The sequence below is a fragment of the Mycoplasma corogypsi genome, from assembly GCF_045276875.1.
Classification (GTDB): domain Bacteria; phylum Bacillota_I; class Bacilli_A; order Mycoplasmatales; family Metamycoplasmataceae; genus Mycoplasmopsis; species Mycoplasmopsis corogypsi.
In genome coordinates this window covers 573137-593594 of the sequence record NZ_CP174163.1, presented here as the reverse complement: position 1 = coordinate 593594, position 20458 = coordinate 573137, and the positions used below count along the sequence as shown (strand labels likewise).

General features: G+C 28.7%; 16 protein-coding genes and 1 tRNA gene. 14 read left to right on the top strand and 3 right to left on the bottom strand.

Annotation, left to right across the window (positions count from 1 at the left end; translation table 4 throughout):
- The first annotated feature begins 7 nt into the window (after window positions 1-7).
- The 6 genes from ACJA23_RS02425 (at window position 8) to ACJA23_RS02400 (ending at window position 6592) form a co-directional block, all read left to right on the top strand.
- Window positions 8-1084, top strand: a complete 1077-nt coding sequence (locus tag ACJA23_RS02425) for a nicotinate-nucleotide adenylyltransferase (protein WP_406613663.1) — start codon at window positions 8-10, stop codon at window positions 1082-1084.
- Window positions 1084-1791 carry a pseudouridine synthase gene (locus ACJA23_RS02420; protein ID WP_406613661.1) on the top strand — a complete coding sequence of 236 codons (708 nt, stop codon included), beginning with the start codon at window positions 1084-1086 and terminating at the stop codon, window positions 1789-1791. The genes ACJA23_RS02425 and ACJA23_RS02420 overlap by 1 nt, the downstream gene beginning before the upstream one ends.
- Before the next feature lie 349 nt (window positions 1792-2140).
- Window positions 2141-3913, top strand: coding sequence for a hypothetical protein (locus tag ACJA23_RS02415; RefSeq protein ID WP_406613659.1), 1773 nt, complete (start codon window positions 2141-2143; stop codon window positions 3911-3913).
- On the top strand, window positions 3879-4241 hold the full coding sequence (locus tag ACJA23_RS02410; protein WP_406613657.1) for a hypothetical protein: 363 nt from the start codon (window positions 3879-3881) through the stop codon (window positions 4239-4241). The genes ACJA23_RS02415 and ACJA23_RS02410 overlap by 35 nt, the downstream gene beginning before the upstream one ends.
- Window positions 4242-4315: 74 nt before the next feature.
- Window positions 4316-6154, top strand: a complete 1839-nt coding sequence (gene mnmG / locus ACJA23_RS02405) for a tRNA uridine-5-carboxymethylaminomethyl(34) synthesis enzyme MnmG (protein ID WP_406613655.1) — start codon at window positions 4316-4318, stop codon at window positions 6152-6154.
- Window positions 6155-6157: 3 nt separating this feature from the next.
- Entirely contained in the window at window positions 6158-6592 is a 435-nt protein-coding gene (locus tag ACJA23_RS02400) for a 23S rRNA (pseudouridine(1915)-N(3))-methyltransferase RlmH (RefSeq protein ID WP_406613653.1), read from the top strand.
- Between the two features lie 22 nt (window positions 6593-6614).
- Here ACJA23_RS02400 and ACJA23_RS02395 read toward each other — a convergent pair whose 3' ends face one another.
- Together ACJA23_RS02395 and ACJA23_RS02390 are read right to left on the bottom strand one after the other, a co-directional pair.
- Window positions 6615-7016 (bottom strand): hypothetical protein, encoded by a 402-nt coding sequence (locus tag ACJA23_RS02395; protein ID WP_406613651.1) that lies wholly within the window; start codon window positions 7014-7016, stop codon window positions 6615-6617.
- Window positions 6976-9018 carry an ATP-binding cassette domain-containing protein gene (locus ACJA23_RS02390; protein ID WP_406613649.1) on the bottom strand — a complete coding sequence of 681 codons (2043 nt, stop codon included), beginning with the start codon at window positions 9016-9018 and terminating at the stop codon, window positions 6976-6978. The genes ACJA23_RS02395 and ACJA23_RS02390 overlap by 41 nt, the downstream gene beginning before the upstream one ends.
- 121 nt (window positions 9019-9139) lie before the next feature.
- Here ACJA23_RS02390 and ACJA23_RS02385 point away from each other — a divergent pair, with 121 nt between their 5' ends.
- The 6 genes from ACJA23_RS02385 (at window position 9140) to ACJA23_RS02360 (ending at window position 17114) form a co-directional block, all read left to right on the top strand.
- Window positions 9140-9580, top strand: a complete 441-nt coding sequence (locus ACJA23_RS02385; protein WP_406613647.1) for an RpiB/LacA/LacB family sugar-phosphate isomerase — start codon at window positions 9140-9142, stop codon at window positions 9578-9580.
- Window positions 9581-9848: 268 nt separating this feature from the next.
- Window positions 9849-11153 carry a phospholipase D-like domain-containing protein gene (locus tag ACJA23_RS02380; protein ID WP_406613645.1) on the top strand — a complete coding sequence of 435 codons (1305 nt, stop codon included), beginning with the start codon at window positions 9849-9851 and terminating at the stop codon, window positions 11151-11153.
- 370 nt (window positions 11154-11523) lie between these two features.
- Complete coding sequence (locus ACJA23_RS02375) at window positions 11524-12543, top strand: glycosyltransferase (protein WP_406613643.1); 1020 nt, start codon at window positions 11524-11526, stop codon at window positions 12541-12543.
- A gap of 25 nt (window positions 12544-12568) precedes the next feature.
- Window positions 12569-13240, top strand: coding sequence for an RDD family protein (locus tag ACJA23_RS02370; protein WP_406613641.1), 672 nt, complete (start codon window positions 12569-12571; stop codon window positions 13238-13240).
- A 14-nt stretch (window positions 13241-13254) separates the two neighbouring features.
- Window positions 13255-15441, top strand: coding sequence for an ATP-dependent helicase (locus tag ACJA23_RS02365; RefSeq protein ID WP_406613639.1), 2187 nt, complete (start codon window positions 13255-13257; stop codon window positions 15439-15441).
- A gap of 2 nt (window positions 15442-15443) precedes the next feature.
- Window positions 15444-17114, top strand: a complete 1671-nt coding sequence (locus tag ACJA23_RS02360) for an MHO_4530 family protein (protein ID WP_406613637.1) — start codon at window positions 15444-15446, stop codon at window positions 17112-17114.
- A gap of 54 nt (window positions 17115-17168) precedes the next feature.
- Here the strand turns inward: ACJA23_RS02360 and ACJA23_RS02355 are convergent.
- Window positions 17169-17242, bottom strand: a tRNA-Trp gene (locus tag ACJA23_RS02355).
- Between the two features lie 212 nt (window positions 17243-17454).
- Between ACJA23_RS02355 and ACJA23_RS02350 the strand changes: the two genes are divergently transcribed.
- Together ACJA23_RS02350 and ACJA23_RS02345 are read left to right on the top strand one after the other, a co-directional pair.
- On the top strand, window positions 17455-18657 hold the full coding sequence (locus ACJA23_RS02350; protein ID WP_406613635.1) for a phosphoglycerate kinase: 1203 nt from the start codon (window positions 17455-17457) through the stop codon (window positions 18655-18657).
- A gap of 69 nt (window positions 18658-18726) precedes the next feature.
- The gene (locus tag ACJA23_RS02345) at window positions 18727-20451 is read left to right on the top strand and encodes a GIY-YIG nuclease family protein (RefSeq protein ID WP_406613633.1); all 1725 of its coding nucleotides are present in this window, start codon (window positions 18727-18729) and stop codon (window positions 20449-20451) included.
- Window positions 20452-20458: the final 7 nt, after the last annotated feature.

Genomic DNA, 20458 nt, shown 5'->3' with positions numbered 1-20458 from the left:
GAGTATTATGAAAATAGCTATTTACGGAGGTAGTTTTGACCCAATTCACATTGGGCACATTCAAACAGCTAAATCAGTTATTAAAGAATTAAATTTAGATAAACTAATTTTTCTTCCAGCAAATCTATCGCCATTTAAAACAAAAAAATCAATCACTAAAAATGAAGATCGCTTAAATATGATTAATTTAGTTTTAGAAGATAAAATGGAAGTAAGTGATTTTGAATTAAAACGTGGTGGAGTTTCTTACACTATTGAGGCAGTTAAGTATTTTAAACATAAGTATCCTAATGATGAGTTATATTTAATTATTGGTTCAGATAATTTACCTAAATTAAATAAGTGAAAAGAAATTGAACAAATAGCTAATTTAGTTAAAATAGCAGTTGTTAGACGTGAAGGAATTATTAACAAGAAAAACCTTAAAAAATATAACGGTATCTTGTTAAAAAACAAGGTAATTGAAGCAAGTTCAACTTCATTTAAAAAAGGATACTTTGAAGTGGTTGATGATAAAGTAGCCGATTACATTCAAGCTCGTGGCTTATATTTAGATCAAATTGTTCATAACTGTTTAACTGCTAAGCGTGCTAAACATTCAATTGCGTGTGGAAGTTTTGCTGCTGAACTAGCAAAAGCTCACAAAATGGATGCCAAACAAGCCTATACAGCAGGAATTTTACATGATATAGCCAAAGAGTGAGATGAAAAAAACTCAAGAGAATTTATTGCTGAATATTTACCAGAACTAAAAGATGTTCCAAAACATATGCTGCACCAAATTTGTGGTATGTTATGAGCTAAGTACGGTTATAAATTAGCTGATGAAGCGATTTTAAGAGCTATTTCAGTTCATACCACAATGGATTTACAAATGAATGCCCTAGATAAAATTTTATTTATAGCTGATAAAATCTGTGAAGGAAGAAAATTTCCAGGAATTCAAAAACTAAGAGCGTTGTGTTTTAAAGATTTAGAGGCTGGATTTAAAGAAGTTGTAAAATTAAACTACCAAGTAAATATTGATAAAGGAGTTGTTTTTACAGATCAAGCCTTAGCGATCTATAAAAAGATATTAGACTAATGGAAGAAAGATTACAAAAAATATTAGCTAAAGCAGGTGTTGGTTCTCGCCGTTTTTGTGAAGAATTAATAGCAAATGGTAAAGTTAAAGTTAATGGTGTAGTAGCGACTCTTGGAACTAAAGCTACTTTTGATGATAAAATTTTAATCAATAACAAACCAATCAAAACTGAAGAACCAAAAGTTTATTATGTATTAAATAAACCACCTAAAACTGTTTGTACTTTAAAAGACAACTTTAACCGTACAAAAGTAACCGACTTAATTGATACTCCTTATAAAATTTTTCCAGTAGGTAGATTAGATTATGATACTACTGGAGTGTTACTTTTAACTAATGATGGTGATTTAGCTTATAAACTAACTCACCCAAAATACCAAGTAATTAGAAATTATCGTGCCAGATTAAATGAACCTTTATCAAAAGCTGAACTTAAAATTCTAAATGGTGAAGTTAAAGTTAATGATGTAATTAGCAAACAAAATGTAATACCAGTACCAGATACTCCAAAATCGTATTTTGTCGTATTAACTGTTGGAACTTATCATCATGTTAAAAAACTTTTTGAAACTGTTAATAAAAAAGTTTTAGATCTTAAACGTGTTGAATATGGTGGCGTTACTGTTAAAGGTATTCCGCTAGGTGAATATCGTGCTTTAAATGCCAAAGAACTGAAGATTTTAAGATTAATTACCAAAGACAAATAAAAACAAGTAGCCTATCTACTTGTCTTTTTTTATACTAAAAAAATTTGAATAAAATATTTACTAAGTACAGTCAAGATTAAAAAAATAACTGTTTTAGTTTCTAAAACATCTTTATTTATTATTTTTGAGAAAAGAAAAATTGCATCAAGTGATGCAATTTCATAATATCTTAAATTTTTAAGTACAAATGTTTATTTTTGTCTTGTATTATTATACTCTTATATTCTCGAATTTGTAATTTTTTAATGGTAATAATTATCGATTGAATACATAAATCACCTAGTTAAAACCTTTAGAAATATTCTCATAAAATATAGTTATGAAGATGAGTAAGAAGTTTAAGAGAACGATGAAATTATTTGGAGTATCACTAATTTCAATTAGTGCTCCTTTAATTACATCAAGCTGTACTGAAGAATTAAATAAGTTGTTAGATTTAGATACACTTACAAAAGCTAAAAAAGCTATTTCAAATGAAGAAACTAAGAAAGATGAAAAACCGAAAACTGAAATAGAAACTAAACCTACAACACCTGAAAGCACAACTAGTGAGGAAAGTAGTGCTAATCCAAATAACAATAACGCAACAGAACAACCAAGTGAAAATGGAACACCAGCAACCACTCCGGCAAACGGTGAAGCTACTGAAACAAGTAGTCCAAATGCTAGTGATAAACCAACATCACCTACTAGTGAAACTACAACACCAGCAAATACTGCTACACCTGAAACAGCAGCTCCTGCTGAGTCTGAAGTTGAAAAATCTAAAAATGCATTAAAAACACTTTTAGGTACAAGAGAAAAAACATTAGCAGAATTCGAAACTCCTACACATGATGTTTTAAGAAAAAAAGTTGAAAAAGACTTTAATGATGCACAAGCAGTTTATGATAATGCTCAATCAACTAAAAAACAATTAGACTCTGCAAAAACTGCATTAGAAACTAAAATTAATGATTCAAAATCTGTTTTAACTCTACGTAAAAAAGTTATTGATTTTGCTTCAAAAGTAAATGAAGGTTCTAAGTTGCTTGAAATTAATAATAGTGATGCAGTGGCTGATGAAAATTATAAAGCATTATTAAATGAAATTAACAGTCCTTTTAGTGAGCAATACGGTCCACAAGTTCATTTTGATAATAAAAAAAGAACATTCAGTGTTCAAACAGGAAACAGAGAATATAAAAATATTTTTAAAGATATTGCTTCAAAATTCGGTAATGAACATGCAGATATCAGTGTTACAAGTGAAAAGATTAAATCTGGAAGAAATAATCCAATTCCGCATTTAGGAATAACATTTGACAAAGCAAAAAGAGAAGCAGTTGTTACTGTGTATTTGGTTGGAGTAGATGCTAGAGGAAGGGTTATTGACGGAACTCAATCTGGACCACTAGAATATAAAATTAAAGTTCCAGATAAGTATTTTTCAGCAATAACAAGAGTTGAAACACCAACAGAAGGTTCTACATCTTCAAATAGTGGAACTGGAACAACTCACAATCCAGAAGCTAGTGGAACACCAAACGCTTCTTCTCCTCAGGGTGGTTCATCTGCTGGTGGAACATCAAATACAGCTGGATCAGAATCTGCTAATATGACCAATCCGCCTTCTAGAACTAATGCTCCAGAAACAGTTTCGCCTGAAAGACCACAAAGCGATTCACCTGCACACTCATCATCAAATGGAAATGGGTCTACTGGAATGACAGAGGGTACTGAAAAACCTAAAGCATCTATGGATACAATGTCTGGAAATAGTGTTGGTGAGTCAGCTACAAGTAATCCGAGCGCATCAAATGGTGGATCAAATAATATGACAGATAAAGAAGGTCATGCGCAACCAAATGATTCAAGTTCTGGAAGAACTGATTCAACTATGAACGCTAATGCAGGAGGCGAAAGAAATCATGCAGCGCCATCTGCAGGTAGTGGAACAGAAGCGGCTGATACACCACATGCTGAACCTTTAAGATCTAGTGGTGAAACAGAAACTGATGAGAGAAAAGATGCATTCATGCTTATAGAAGCATATAGTAATGATGATTTTAATGCTTGATACAATAGTGATAAAGCCTATAAGAAATATGCTAAGCCTGCTGGGGGGGGGCAAACAACCTAAAGACCCTAACTTTGAAAATGAAAATCAAGGAATGCCAGTAATTGAGTTACAACTTTATGATAATAAATACTGAAGACTACAAGGTTCAGGAAACTATAAACCTGATAATAAAAATATTGGTATTACACTAAAAAATGAAAAATTAAATGAAAAAATTAAATTCGATTTACCAACTAAATTAACGGAGTCAAATAGTGGCAAGAGAAAAAGAAAAATATTAAGTGGTGTTGTATTTGATAAAGCAGAAAAAACTTGAACTATTCATTACTCATTTAGTGATGCACCAGAGAAAAAATATACTCAAAAAATTAAACTAGTTTCAGCATAAAAACTATAAAAACAACAGAAATTATTTATAAAATCACTTTTTATAAATAATTTTTATTTTAAAATATTAGAACTATGAATAATACTAACAAAAAACAGTTTGAAGCTATTGTTATTGGTGGTGGACACGCAGGTGTTGAAGCTACTTTTGCATTAGCAAATAAAGGTCATAAAGTTGCTCTTGTTTCGTTTGATTTAAGTAGATTAGCGATGATGCCATGTAACCCATCAATTGGTGGACCAGCAAAAGGAATTATTACCAGAGAAATTGATGCTTTAGGTGGAGTTCAAGGATATTTTTCTGATTTAGCAATGATTCAAATTAAAGTATTAAATGAATCAAAAGGTCCTGCAGTTAGAGCTTTAAGAGCTCAAATTGATAAAGATAAGTATTCAGAAATTATTCAAAAAGCTTTAAGTGAACATAAAAACGTTACTTTAATCGAAGGGGTAGCAGAAGAAATTATTGTCGAAAATTGAGTATTTAAGGCGTTAAAATTAGAAAATGGTGATTTACTTGAAGCTAAAGTGTTGGTTATTACAACTGGAACTTACATGAATTCAAGGATTTTACGTGGTAGTGATATCACAATTAGTGGACCTGATAATCAAAAAACTACACCAAAATTATCTCAATCATTAACTAAATTAGGTTTTGAATTACAGAGATTAAAAACCGGAACACCTGCTAGAGTGTTCGCGGATTCAATTGATTTTTCAAAGGTTGAAAAAGAAGAATTAGGCGATTGCGCTTTATCATTCTCAAGTAGATCAAACGTAAAATTAGATCGTCAAATTTCTTGTTACTTAACTTATACAAACGAAGAAACACATAAAATTATTGAACAAAATATCAACCGTTCTGCAATGTATGGTGGATTAATCGAGGGAATAGGTCCTAGATATTGTCCAAGCGTTGAAGATAAAGTTATGCGTTTTAGGGATAAAATTAGACATCAAGTGTTTTTTGAACCTGAAACAGCAGATGGAAGTATTATTTATGTTAATGGTATGTCAACTAGCATGCCTGTTGATGTTCAAGACAAAATGTTAAGAACAATTCCAGGACTTGAAAATTGTAGAGTTCAAAAATGAGGTTATGCAATCGAATATGATGCACTAAACCCATTACAAATTTCACCTTCACTAGAATCTAAAGTTGTTAAAAACATTTTCACAGGTGGCCAAATTAATGGAACTAGTGGTTATGAAGAAGCTGCTGCTCAAGGTTTAATCGCAGGTATTAATGCTGGATTAAAATTAGAAAACAAAGAGCCATTAATTCTAATGCGTGATGAAGCATACATTGGTGTTTTAATTGATGATTTAGTAACCAAAGGTACTAAAGAACCTTATAGAATGCTAACTTCTAGAGCTGAATATAGATTATTATTAAGAAACGATAATCCAGATTTACGTTTATCAAAACATGGTTATGAAGTTGGTTTACTAACAAAAGAACAATATTCATCAGTTCTAAACAAATATAAAATCATTGAAGATAAAATTGCTCAATTAGAAAACGAATACATATCTTCAAAAGATCCAATCGCTATTAAATATGCTATTGTTGGTGGAACTAGTATGGTAAAAGTAGTTGCAAGACCTGAAGTTAATGTAGCTGAAATTATGCCTGATTTTCCTTATGTTAATGAATTAACAACTATTGTTAGATTAGATGGGTATATCAAAAAACAACAATCACAAGCCCAAAAAGTTCTCAAACTAGATACTATGAGAATTCCTGAAGACTTAAATTATGATGATGTTTTAAACATTGCTAGTGAAGCAAAACAAAAACTAAAAGCAATAAACCCTAGAACCATAGGACAAGCTTCTAGAATTAGTGGTATTAACCCAGCTGACGTACAAATGCTAATGTTTCACATTGAAACTAAACGTAAAGAAAAATAATTTATGAAATTAAATATTATAGCTGTTGGTTCATTATCAAAAGAATATCAAGTTCTGTATGATGATTATGCAAAAAAGATTGGTTATTTTGCTAAATTAAACTTAATTGAAATTAAAGAACAAAAAGTAGATAATATTGAACTTAAAAAGCAAAAAGAAACAAAACTGATTTTAGAAAAAATTCCTAAAAATTCCAAAGTGTTTTATCTTTCCTTACAAGGAAAACAATACGATTCAGAATCATTTAAAGACTTATATGTAGATACTGATAATGTAACTTTTATAATTGGTGGATCTAATGGAGTTGATGAAAGTCAATTTGAAAACAAAATTAACTTTTCAAAAATGACTTTTCCACACCAATTATTTAGAGTTATGTTAGTTGAACAAATTTACCGTGGTTTTGCCATTAAAAATAACATTACTTATCACAAATAATCTAGCTTAAATGCTAGATTTTTTAACTTGCGTTAAAGATTCAAGCAACTGCATTATATGTTCCTAACTCTACGATACAAGGAACAGAATGAATATTATTTTGTTGTAGTAATAACATCAATTCATCATTTGAAATTACTCAATAATCATCTAATAACTGATCTAAATTAATGTAATACTGATAAGTTTTATTATGCACATTAGTTGTTAACAAAACTTGTTCTTTAACACTTAAAAGATTTGGGTTTATGTTTTTTAGCAACATTTGTTCATTTTGAAAAACAATGGTTGCATTTTCATTTTTAGGAACTTGATAGTGTAATGCATAATCAACCACAACAAGTGTTCCAATTGCACAAAATAGTCCAACAAAATAGCGAAACTTAAAATATTTTTGAAAGTATTTGGTTAATGTTGATTTCACTACCTACCTCCACTAAATATCTTTTGTTATGACTGATTTCTATTACTATTGTGTTTAAAACAACATCTGTTAACTTTTCTTTAACCAGTAGATATATTACTGGATCTAAATTTTCAAATACTTCATCTAAAATAATGATTTTATAGTCATTTAAGATGATTTTTAAAAGTTTAATAAGTTGTAATTGTCCTTTTGATAAATTACTAATTAAAGTATTGTGAAATACTTGTAAATTAGCCTTGCTTAAAATAGCATTAAAACCATATTGCTTGATTTTGCTATCAAATTCGTCTATATTAGCAATTGATAAATACTCCAAAACACTGATTTTTAAGTCTACTTCATTATTATCTAAATACAAAATTTGCTTTTTAAGGTTAGTGTTTTGATAAATGTCTAATTTAGTATTTAACTCATTCACAATCAAACCACTTTTAGGTTGAATTATTCCACTTATTAGCTTGCAAAAAGTACTTTTGCCAGCTCCATTTTCACCTACTAAATGTAAATTTTGGAATATCTTAAAGTCTTTAATTACAAATTTAAAATTATTTTCATCACCTGTTTCATAAACTAAATCTTGTATTTTTAGTTCTCTAAAATTATGTGGCTCATTTACATAATAATGCTTATCAAAACTAAAAATGTTTAGCATTCGGTTATCGATTCGATGTTGTTCATAAGCTTGAGCCATTGGGATTAAAGATTTAATTGGTTTAGTAAACAAACTCGCTGCAGTCATAAAGAAGATTAGATCTATAATTTCCATTTTAGCATTTCAAATTTGTATCGAACCAATTACAAAAAAGATATAAGAAAAAAACTGTTCAATAAAATCACCTAACTGACTAATTGCATTATTGTGATTGGTATATTTAAAACTATAATTAACATGATCTTTATATTCACTAACCCATTTATTAAAGTAATTTGTTCTTAAAACTACATCATTATTATCTTTAATAATATTAATTAAGTTATCAAAGGTTTGATCCAAACTTAATTGCTGATCTAAAACTTTCCCAGAATGGTCTTTTTGAAAAAGCATCATATATAGTGAAATAAATAAGATTATTCCAACATAAATAGATAAGCCGATTAAAAGTAATACATTAATTTGTGAAATTAAATAACCAGCAAAACCGATTGTAATAATATTAAAACCTAATAGCAACCTAAAAACAGTTTTATGTAGTAAAAACCGATATAATGCTAGCAGCCTATTTTTAATTTCCAAAGTTGATAAGTGTTTTAAAACATAAATATTTTTATATTCCATATATTCAAGAACAGTTTTTAAATCACTGGAGACCCAATAAGTTATGTACTTATTTAAGTAGTTGTTATATAAAATTTTAAAAACAAAATTTAAAAAGCTAACCCATAAAAATAATAGTCCTGTAATAATTAAGTGATCAACTAACTTAAATGGAATGACATTACTTAAGATAAATTTAGAAATAAAAGGAACAGAAGCTACAGCTAATAATTCAACCAAAAGTGTTATAAAATATAAGACTTTTGGTCAAAAGTATGATTGTAATTTAAAACGAATTTTATTTTGTTCGTTCATATAAAAAGATGATTTAATCTCTTGAATCGGACTAAAATTAACTAAAATACCATCAAACTTTTTCTGTAATTCTTCTTTATCAAGTAAAACTTTTCCAAGTTTTGGATTGTATGCAACAAATCCAGTAGCTTTATGTTTTTCCAACAAAACAATATGTTTATTAGCTCCATCTTTAATTACAATTCCAAACGGATATTCACCTTTTTCAATCATTAACAAGCTATTAAAATTAACTTGATAGTAGTCAATTTTAATATTGTGTTTTTGAGCTAACTTTTTAAAAGTAGCTAAATTCGTTCCTTGTTTAGAAATAGCAACACTTTGTTTTAAGGTTTCATATTCAATATCTTTACCTAAATATGCACGACTATAATGTCTAAAAACATGTATCATACAATCGTTTTGATCAATTTGTGTTTCATAGTTCATACATCTAGTTATTAAGATTAAGACAACTTTTAAACTAAAACTAAACTAAAATAATACAAATATATTAAAATCAAGCCGAATTTAATATAATTAAATTACTCAACTTTAATAAGGAGACAAAATGAAAAAAGTTGTTGCATTAGCCAGTGATCACGCTGGATTTGCTCTTAAAGAAAAGTTATGTGATTACGTTCGTTCACTTGGTTATGATACTGTAGATCTAGGACCTACTACTGATGAAAAATCAATCAGTTACGCTGAACAAGGAAAAACATTAGCTGAATATGTTGATTCACGTAAACCTGATTTTGGGATTGGAGTTTGTGGAACTGGTTTAGGTATTTCATATGCTCTAAACAGACATAAAGGAATTAGAGCAGCTAGAGTTACTTCAGTTGAAGATGCTCACTTTGCTAAATTACATAATAATGCAAATGTTTTAGTATTTGGTGGTCGTCAAGTTAGTTTTGAAGAAGCTAAAAAAATGGTCGATGAATATTTAAAAACCGATTTTGAAGGTGGAAGACACCAAGCGAGAATTAATGAATTAGACCAAAATTAATATTGTCCGCAATATTAATTTTTTAATCTATCTAAATATTTAATAAAATTTAAATATGAACCGTAAATTTATACGTTGAAAAAGTTTTATCCTACTATTTATACAAGTAGCTTTTTTAGTCCTTTTATTGACAGGGATTCCACTTCTAATATTACTTGCTGGTCAGGTCTATGCTTTATTATTATCACTAATTATATATGTGGCAAATATTGTCATTTTATTTGTGTTGCATTATCAAATTAGGCCAACATTTACCAAGCAATCATATATGTATTTAATATTATTACTGCCACTTATTGGTCATATTATTTTCATTACTTTTGGACTAATTTTCGTTAATAAACGAGAATTAAAAATTAAAGATGATCCAAAATACAATATTAATACTTATATCGAAAATGGTACTTTAAAACCATTTAAGCTGAAAAAACCAAGCTTTAATAGTGTGGAAAACTTCGAACATGGAAAAGAGATGCCAGCTAATGTACATCTATTTCATGAAGGGTATTGGTTTTATGAAGATGTTATTGATAAATTAAGAAAAGCAACAAAAAGCATTTTGATTGTCTCATATATTATCAAAAATGGTGAAGTTACTCGTGAAATCCTAAACATTATTAAACAAAAAGCTAAAGAAGGCTTACAAATTATGTGGTTAATTGATGACTTTGGTTTAATGCCTAACCAAAGAAGAGTGATTAATAAGCTTAAAAAATATGGTGTAAAAATTAGAATAGTCGGAAAAATTTACTACCCATTTATTAATGGTGCTTCATTTTACAACCGTAATCACCAAAAATTCATTATTATTGATAGTACTTATGTTTATTCAGGTGGAAATAATATTTCAGATGAGTATGCTTCTTTATCTAAAAAATACGGTCATTGAATTGATTTAAATTACTTTGTATCTGGACCTCATGTTAATGTTTATATTTTACATTTTATCAAGCTTTGAAACATCATAGCTCACACTGATGTAGATCCAATGGAATTTTTAAATCTTGAGTTCAATAATAAAGAAACTTATAATGAACAAGCATTATTAGTTAACGATTCACCTTCATTAAATTACTCAACTATTGAACAACACTTAATTAAATTAATTTCTAACGCAAAGGAAAGCATTTTACTTTCTACCCCTTATTTTGCTGTTTCTAAAACCTTTGAAACTACACTGATTTTAGCTTTAAAAAGTGGTGTAAAAGTTACAGTATATATTCCTGGTTTACCTGATAAAAAATTAGTTTATAAAGTTACTGTCAATGAACTAAGAAAATTAATGGATTATGGGTTAGAAGTTATGGTCTACGAAGGTCACTTTTTACACACCAAAGCTGGACTAATTGACGGTAGAATCGGTTGAATTGGTTCAAATAACCTTGATGCTAGAAGTTTTTATTCTCAATACGAATCAATGGATTTAGTAAGTGGAAGTGTAATAAAAGACTTACAAAATATTTTTACTGACTACCATAATAAATGTACGAATTTACGCAATATTCCAGAATTAAACAAAAAACACAACTGATTAGGAAAATTCCTAATTGACTGTACAAAACCTTTAATTTAAAATGAATCCTATCACAGCTAGGATTCATTTTTTACTATTTATGTAGTAAATTCAGTGTTTTAGTTAAGTGTAAACTTTTGTGTAGCAAAAAAGCCTTTAGTACTTTTAAATTTAGTGTGCTTAAACTATTAAGTGAAACTAGTTAGAAGAGATTAAAGTTAATCCCACTTCTATTTTCGAATTTTAGATTTAACAAACTATCAAGCAGCAAATATTTTTGATACAGATTTTATCATCTGAAAAAACTTAAATAATTGCAATTTTTATAAACAGAAAATTATAAGCTTAGACAAAAATAAAACACTAATGTGGTAAAATTAAAATAGGTTATAAATCATAGATTTATATATTTTTTAGTTTTTGGAGGAATATGAAGTTATCAATAATTTCTGTTGTAGGTAATTCACCAAGAGATATCGAATGATATCTAACTGATTTAAAAGAGCAGGATACAAATGATTTTGAAGTAATTTTATGTATCAATAAAAATTCAGTTTCTAAAGAAATCTATAACATCATTCAAAAGTTTATGCCATTTTTTGACAAGAGATTACAAGTGGTATACAACACAAAAATTAACAACTTTCAGCATAACTTACTAAGCGGCTTTAGATTCGCTAAAGGTGATTATGTAACCGTAATTAATTCAGATGTTACACTTAAAAAATGATATGTAAGTAAAACTATTGAAGCTGCTGAAAGACACAATGTTGATATTTTAGAATTTAAACCTAGAATCGTTGGTTCAATTCGTTTTAAACCTGCAGCCAGATTAAAACATGATTTTGAATATGAAATTCAAAATTCACCAGAAGTTATTGCTTATTCATTCCCATTCATTTTTAACAAGGTGTTTAAAAAACAGCTAGTTAAGAAAATGATTGACGTTGTTCCTTTATACACAAATGATTCGAAAATGTGTTTATTTATCAACTATCTATTACTAATTAATGCTAAAAAATACAAATACCTAGATTATCGTATTTGAAGAGAATATTTTGGTTCAGATATTTGATTCAATTCAAAACATTTCAATGATACCTTCAATTACCTTGAGGATTTAGTCGTAAAAAACAATTGCAAACTAATTCAAGAACTAAAATATGCAAGATATTACTTCATTAAATTGCTTTTAAGCGGTTTCCTTTTTGAAAGTACATTTTTATCGAAAAACTTCAAATACTTTGGAAAAAAAGACATTATTGAAAAACGTAGTGAATTATTAAAACAAAAACAAATTGAATTAGTTATGAAAATTGAAAATTCAAGTGATTTTGCTGCTTTTTTAGATACTAATTTTTACATGTTAAAAAACAATGACGAAGTTCATAGTTTAAAAACTCCAATTGAGAAACTAATAAAACACGGCTTCTTGCACGAAATTCAATAATATGCTATATAAAAACACAAGCGTAATGAGACGTTTTTTAGCTAATGTAGCTGATTTTGCTATTTTAGCTGGCAGCATTTGATTACTTTTCTACATTGTAGTATTTAAGAATAAAATACTCACGGACAAAAACATTGCTGTTGTTTTTTATACTCCAATTATACTTTGGCTAGTTTGATTAAATTTCTATTTGGTTATTTATCCGATTTGAACCAAAGGGCAAACCTTAATGTATCAACTGTTTCAAATTATGATCATTGATACACAAACTAAACAATTTAGTTATTTGGCAATTCTAAAACGTAATTACTTATTAGCTTTTTATTTGGATTTTATTTTGCTTCTTGCTTTAGTTTTAATTTACCCAAGTGACATTATTGCTTTTGATGCACAAGGAGCTGCAATTCATTTAACCGATAATCAAAACATTCGTTATTTAATTGCTAGTAAATTTATTTATGTTTTTATGACAGTGCTAGCGTTTATTGTGGCTGTAACGCCTTTTGTTATGATTTTTAACAAGAAAAAACTATCACTAATTGACCTAGTTAGTCATACTAGAGTAGTTTATAAAAACATTAGAGTGCTAAATATTGCTGAAGAAATCGTTTTTTATCCGTTTAAAAGTAATCTTAAAAATTATTACTATACCTTCAAAAATAAACAAAATCAAATTACAAATATGTTTGACAAGTAAAGAAAGTGGTACATATGCTTCTAAAGAAGATTGATTTATTAAGTGACTTAAATCCTAATCAACGGTTAGCGGTTGAATATTTTGATACAAATTTACGTGTGATTGCAGGTCCAGGAACTGGAAAAACTAAGGTTATCACACGTAAAATTGCAATGCTTGTTAACGATTTAAATGTAAACCCAGAAAGCATTTTAGCTTTAACTTTTACTAATCGAGCATGCAATGAGATGAAACAAAGGGTTATTAGAAATACTCATCCGCATAAAAACAAGCACATCAAAATACAAACTTTCCACTCATTCTGTTTAAATGTCTTACGTATTTACTACAAAAATATTGGTTATAAAAATAACTTTTCAATTATCGATGATAAAGTAAAAAACAAAATGTTAGGTGAAATTTACGATAACCTAAAAATTCAGCGTCAAGAAATCGAACTAAAAGACGTTGCTTACAAAATTTCATGAGCTAAAACTTATGATTTAGATCCAGCTTATTTAGCTCAAAGATTAAACATTCCAATTGATAGTCATTTAATTAAAATTTATACTAGCTACCAAAATGAACTATACATCAACCAAGCAATGGACTGAGACGATTTAATCACACAAACTAACCGTTTATTCAAAGAAAACCCTGAAATTGCCACTAAATATGGTTCAAAATTCAAATACATTTTAATTGATGAGTTTCAAGATACAACTGATAAAGAATTTGAAATTATTAAATCAATCTTACAAGAGGATACTCACTTTACCATTGTTGGAGACCCAGACCAAACTATTTATCAATGAAGAGGTGCAAATATTCACCTAATTTTAAACTTTGATAAAGAATTTCCAAATTCAAAAACTGTTATCTTAAACCAAAACTACCGTTCAACCCCAAACATTTTAAATGCTGCAACCAAATTTATCAAAAACAATACCATCAGATACAGTAAAGAGTTATTTACTGAAAATCCTAATGGAAGTGAAATTGAGTTTTACTACGGTTTTAGCCCAGAAGCTGAAGCTCGATGAGTTGTTCAAAAAATTAACCAACTTAAAAAAGAAAAGACACAATTAAAAAATATTGCAGTTATGTACCGTTCTAAATATTATTCTAGATCACTTGAAGAAGCGTTACTGCAAAATAATATTAACCATAAAGTATTACACGGAACTAAATTCTTTGATCGTGAAGAAATTAAGACTGCAATTGCTTTCTTATCGGTTTTAGTTGAAAAGCGTGATTTAGCTTTAGAGCAAGTTATTAACATTCCTTCTCGTCAAATTGGTCCAGTGACCTTAAATAAAATCAAGGAATTTGGTCGGATTCAAAAACAAAAAGATTTATATAGAACTTTATTTGAAGACTATCGTGAACTACCAATTGGCACAGACAAAATTCAAAAGTACATTTTCCCATTTTTACAAAAAATTATTATGTACCAAAATGCACTTAAAAAATACAGCATCAGCACTGTATTAGATAAGTTTTTAGAAGAAATTGGATACTACAAATTTATTAATGGAAATGAAAACCTGCGTGGAACTGCTATTGACAACGTTAAAGAGCTAATTAACTCAATTAAAAGTTGAGAACAAGATGATGCTAATAAAAACAAAACAGCTAAAGATTACTTAGATATGGTAGCTGCTTTTACATTAGATGATGATGGTTATGATGACTCAAACTATGTTTCACTTATGACAGCTCACGCATCTAAAGGTTTAGAATTTGATAACGTTTTTATTATTGGGCTTAGTGAGGATATTTTCCCATCGAAAAAATCATTATATAGTCCACTTTATGTTGATGAAGATATGAATACACGTATTATTTCAGCTTTAGAAGAAGAACGTCGTTTAATGTATGTGGCTATTACACGTGCTAAAAAACAATTATTTATTTCCGATTCACGTGGAAAATTAATCGGAACAGATAACAACAAGGTGCCTTCAAGATTTATTGAAGAAATGGGTATTGACCTTGAAAGTACTATTTTATTAAATGATTTTAGCGTAAACAATGTTGATGATGAAGATGCTTTAAGAGCTAACTACGTCCCTGGTGATATAATCAGCCACATTATTTTTGGTGAAGGAAAAGTTTTAGAAGTTTTACAAAACGAAATTATTGTTTACTTTGTTAAAGATAAATCAACCAAAACGCTAAATAAAAATCACACTTCAATTCAAATTATTTCAAATAAATAACTATGACAGATATTATCATTATTTCATCGTTAGTAGCGGCTTTTATTTTAGCTGCACTAATCTTTTCGATTTTACTTTACTATCACTATGTGCGTTCAAGCAGTGGAACAATTTTAGTAAAAATTGACTACAATAACAAGCGTGTGATGCGTTTAAATAGTAAAAATAGGTTCTTATCATCAATTTTTGATGCCAAAAAAGCAAACTTTAATCCTAATCGCTATATCCAATATGCTGGTTTTATAGAGTTTTTTGCACCAGAGTTTGTTTTAAAACTAGAACGCTATTTTGATAATGACTATAATATTCACCCTGAATTTTATAGTGAATTTGAATCAAATAGCAAATTTTGGCATCGCTTAAGTTTTGGGGATAAATTATTTTACTGATATGATCAGCGTAAAAAAATGAAGTTTACTTATGAAATCACAATCAAACATACAGTAAACCAAATTTTTATCGCTGAGATTAAGTGAAATAAATATCCATATGAAGTTTTCTTTGATAACTACAAAACTAAAAAAGATAAAACTATTTATAAAGAATTTCGAAATAATGATAATTTAACTGTGATAGCTTTTTCACTTCGTCCTTTTTACTTTGATCAAAAAGTTAGTGCTTTACAACTTGTGGCATTACTTGAATATTGTGGTATTAACCCACGAAAAGCAAACTTTTTCTATGATGAAGGTATGGTTTGGTTTGTTACAAAAAAACTTTCAAATCGCAACTACGCTAAAGCTCGAAGTAAAATAATTTACATAAACAAAAGTTCAGTTAGCTTAAGATATGTTTTATGTGGAACAATTTTTAATTACAGTCCAGTTAAAACTCAAGAAGATAACGAACTACTTTTAACTAGCATCAAGTACTCACTTTATCATATTCATAATAATTTTAGTAAAGAAGAGAATTGACTAAAATACCTTGATATTCCAGTTAATATTTCATATCAAGATGATTTTAAGGACTTTAAAAATAGGCTTGAAACTTTCTTATCGCAACTAAACGAATATTCACGCTTTAATATTGATCTAACTTATATTATTAAATATTTTGATGAAAAACCAAGTAAACTAAAAATCATTAAAATGGTTAATAAAGATAATAACGAATGAAGCTGAAACAAATTTTTTGAAAAAGTTCCTTATTTAAGTTATATCTATGAAAATGCAAGTATTACAAATTTACCTAAAATACTACAAGAAAATAATTTTGCTAATGAATTTGATATTAAAAGTTCAATCATTAAAGTTTCTCAAGAAGTGTATTTAAAACAAACTATTAATTTAGCTTCTAATGCTTTTCCGGTCTTTTTAATTTATGCTTATAAAGGTTTATTTGACTATAAATTACTAACTCAAAAGATCGAAAATGATTATCAAAAAGGTATTGCTACTGCTTTATATATTGAACATATTGATACTAGAACAATCAATCTAATTAAAAATACCAAAATTCGAGCAGCTGTAATTAGTCATAAAATCGCAAGCAATCTAAATGATATGAGCACTTTTTATGATTGTGCTAACATTTTCAAAGTTATCAAACTCAACGAAGGTTATTTAATCTATGAAAACCCACCAGCTCATTTAGATCAGTTAGTAATTAATGAAGCTGGAGTTCATATTTCATATACTTTGCATAACGAAACTAACCAAAAAAGCAAGTAATAAATGCGTGGCCACGCATTTTTTTGTATAAAAAAATCTAGCAAGGCTAGACACTGGCGGGAGTTGCAGGATTCGAACCCACACAAACAGTTTTGGAGACTGCAGCACTACCGTTATACTAAACTCCCAGTGCTACAATTATACTAAAACTAATTAGAATTTTAGTTTTAGTATCTAGGTTATTTAAAAAGACTAATTTACACACTAATTAGGTGCATGATTAGTGCTTTTTTAATATCTGAAAATGGCACAAATAAAAATTATTTTGATAATAGAAAACTTAATTTTTAATATAATAATATTAATATTGTAGAACCTATATTTTGTCAAAGGAGACGATATGAAAAAAACAATTAACGACTTAAAACTTAAAGGGAAAAAAGTTTTAGTTAGAGTTGATTTTAACGTTCCAGTTAAAGATGGAGTTATTTCTTCAACCAAAAGAATTACAGCTGCTTTACCTACAATTCAAAAAGTTATTGAAGAAGGTGGAAAAGTTATTTTATTATCACACCTAGGTAGAGTTAAATCAAGCGAAGATTTAGAAAGTAAATCATTAAAACCTGTTGCAGTTGAATTAGCAAGACAATTAAGAAAAACAGTTACTTTTGTTAACCAAACAAGAGGTGAAGTTTTAGAACAAACAATTGCACAAATGCAAGAAGGTGACGTGTTATTAATGCAAAACACACGTTATGAAGATTTAAATGATAAAGCTGAAAGCAAAAACAATCCTGAATTAGGTGCTTACTGAGCATCATTAGGTGATGTGTTTATTAATGATGCATTTGGTACAGCTCACCGTGCACATGCTTCAAATGTAGGAATTAGCTCAAACATTGCTGAAAGTGCTTTAGGGTACTTAATGGAAAAAGAAGTTTCTTCATTAAATAAAGCTATCGAAAGCCCAGAACACCCATATGTTGCTATTATTGGTGGTGCTAAAGTTTCAGATAAATTACCAGTATTAGAAAACTTAGTTAAAATCGCTGATAAAATGATTATCGGTGGTGGAATGGCTTATACATTCTTAAAAGCTCAAGGACACAGCATCGGAACAAGTTTAGTTGAAGATGAATATTTAGATTTAGCTAAACAATTCTTAGAAAAATACGGTGAAAAAGTTATTTTACCAGTTGACCACGCTTGTGCTCAAGAATTCGCTGATGTTGAACCTACATACTTTGGTTTAGAAATTGCTGATGGATACATGGGGCTAGATTTAGGACCTGAATCAATGGAGCTATTTGTTAAAGCATTAGAAGGTGCAAAAACTGTTGTTTGAAACGGACCTATGGGTGTAACTGAATTCAAACACTACGAAGCTGGAACACTTGCAGTATGTAAAGCTGTTGCTGATTTAGAAGGATGCTACTCTGTAGTTGGTGGTGGTGATTCTGTTGCTGCTGTTGAAAAACTAGGAATGGAACAAGAATTCTCACACGTATCAACAGGTGGTGGAGCTTCTCTTGAATTATTACAAGGGTTAAAACTTCCAGGTGTTGAAGCAGTTCAAGACAAACCTGCTAACAAAAAGAAATAAGAAATTAAATAATTAATGATTAAGCAGCTTTTGCTGCTTTTTCTATGCTTTTAATAGTAAAATTTAATTATGACTAACGAGCAACTATTAACCAAATTAAAAAATGTACCAAAACAACCAGGTGTGTACTTATGAAAAAACGCTCAAAATGAAGTTATTTATGTCGGCAAATCTAAAAACCTATTTCACCGAATGCACCAGTATTTTGAAGGTTCTATTAACTCATATAAAACCACTAAAATGGTGAGCCAAATCTGTGACTTTGATATTTTCGTAGTAAAAAGCGATAAAGAAGCTTATATTTTAGAACGAAACTATATTGAAACTTATAATCCTAAATACAACTTACAACTTTTAGATGACAAACGCTATCCATACTTAAATATTAGTTTTAATAACAATTTATACATTAAAAGTACTTTTAGAATTACTAAATCAACGCCAAATAACTTTTATTTTGGTCCATTTACACGTAGAAGTAATTTAAGAGAATTGGTTCACATTTTGCAACGATTATTTTTATACAAAAATGGTTTACCAATTCTAAATGAAACACCTGAGTTTTGGAAAAATAAGTTTGAAGCTGTCATTGAAACTTTAAAACTAAAAAATAGTGACATTTTAAAGCAAATTCATCAAAAAATGCTTGATGCTTCTGATAACTTAAACTTTGAATTAGCTTTAGAGTACAAAAAAGCCTTAAATGTCTTAAATGAGTTAAAAGAAAGACAAATTAGCGAATTAACTAACTTTAAAAACATTGATGTTTTCTCATTTAAGGAAAAAGATAATTATTTATTTATCCTAATAGTTGTTTATCGTTTTGGGGTGCAAATTTCACACTTTAGTTTTGATTTGCAACTTGTTGATAATTTAATACACACCATCGATTCATTTATTGAGCAATACTATGAATTTAATGAAATACCTGATACTATCGTATTAAACAGTGAATTTCAAGGTAATGATTTTAATAGTTTATTTGCGAACAAAATTGTATATCCCAAAATAGGTATCTTAAAACAATTAATTATGCAAGCTGATCAAAATAATATTATTAATCAATCGTTAATTGATCAATATAAACTTAAAGAAGAATTAAATGTAGCTTTTTGAGACGAAATGCGTAGTATTTTCGGTGAAAATGTTTACAATCAAACAATTTATTTATTTGATAACTCAACCATTAACAATCAAATACCAAGTGGAGTAGCTGTTGCATATCGACAAGGAAAAGAAGCTAAAAGTTTATATCGAAAATTCAATCATACGCAGTACTTTGAAAAACTTAAAGGTCAAGGTGATGTGCAGCTGATGTATTTAACTGCTACTAGGTTTTTTTACAGTGATAAAAATATTTTAAGTGATGGTGATATCATTATATGTGATGGTGGTTTTGCACAAATCCAACAAGTTTTATACGCTTTAAAAGAAAACCAAATTAGTACAAAAATTCAAGTGTTTGGATTAGTAAAGGATGATAAACATCGTACTAGAAAATTGGTTAATAAAGGCGGAATTGAAATTAATGTTAGCAAATTAGTCTTTAACTTTTTAGCTCGTATGCAAGTTGAAGTGAATCGTTTTGCTAAAAGTTTTATGCGAAAAAGACATACTAAAAGTAATTTTAGTTCACAACTACAACAAATTAAAGGAATCGGTTTAAGCACTGAACAAAAACTGCTGGCAACTTTTGAAACCTATTCAAATATTTATAATGCTAGCGAAGAAGAATTGGCCAAAGTAGTAGGTAAAAAAGTGGCTAAAAACATTAAAGAAAGTATCAAAAACTAGTAACAAA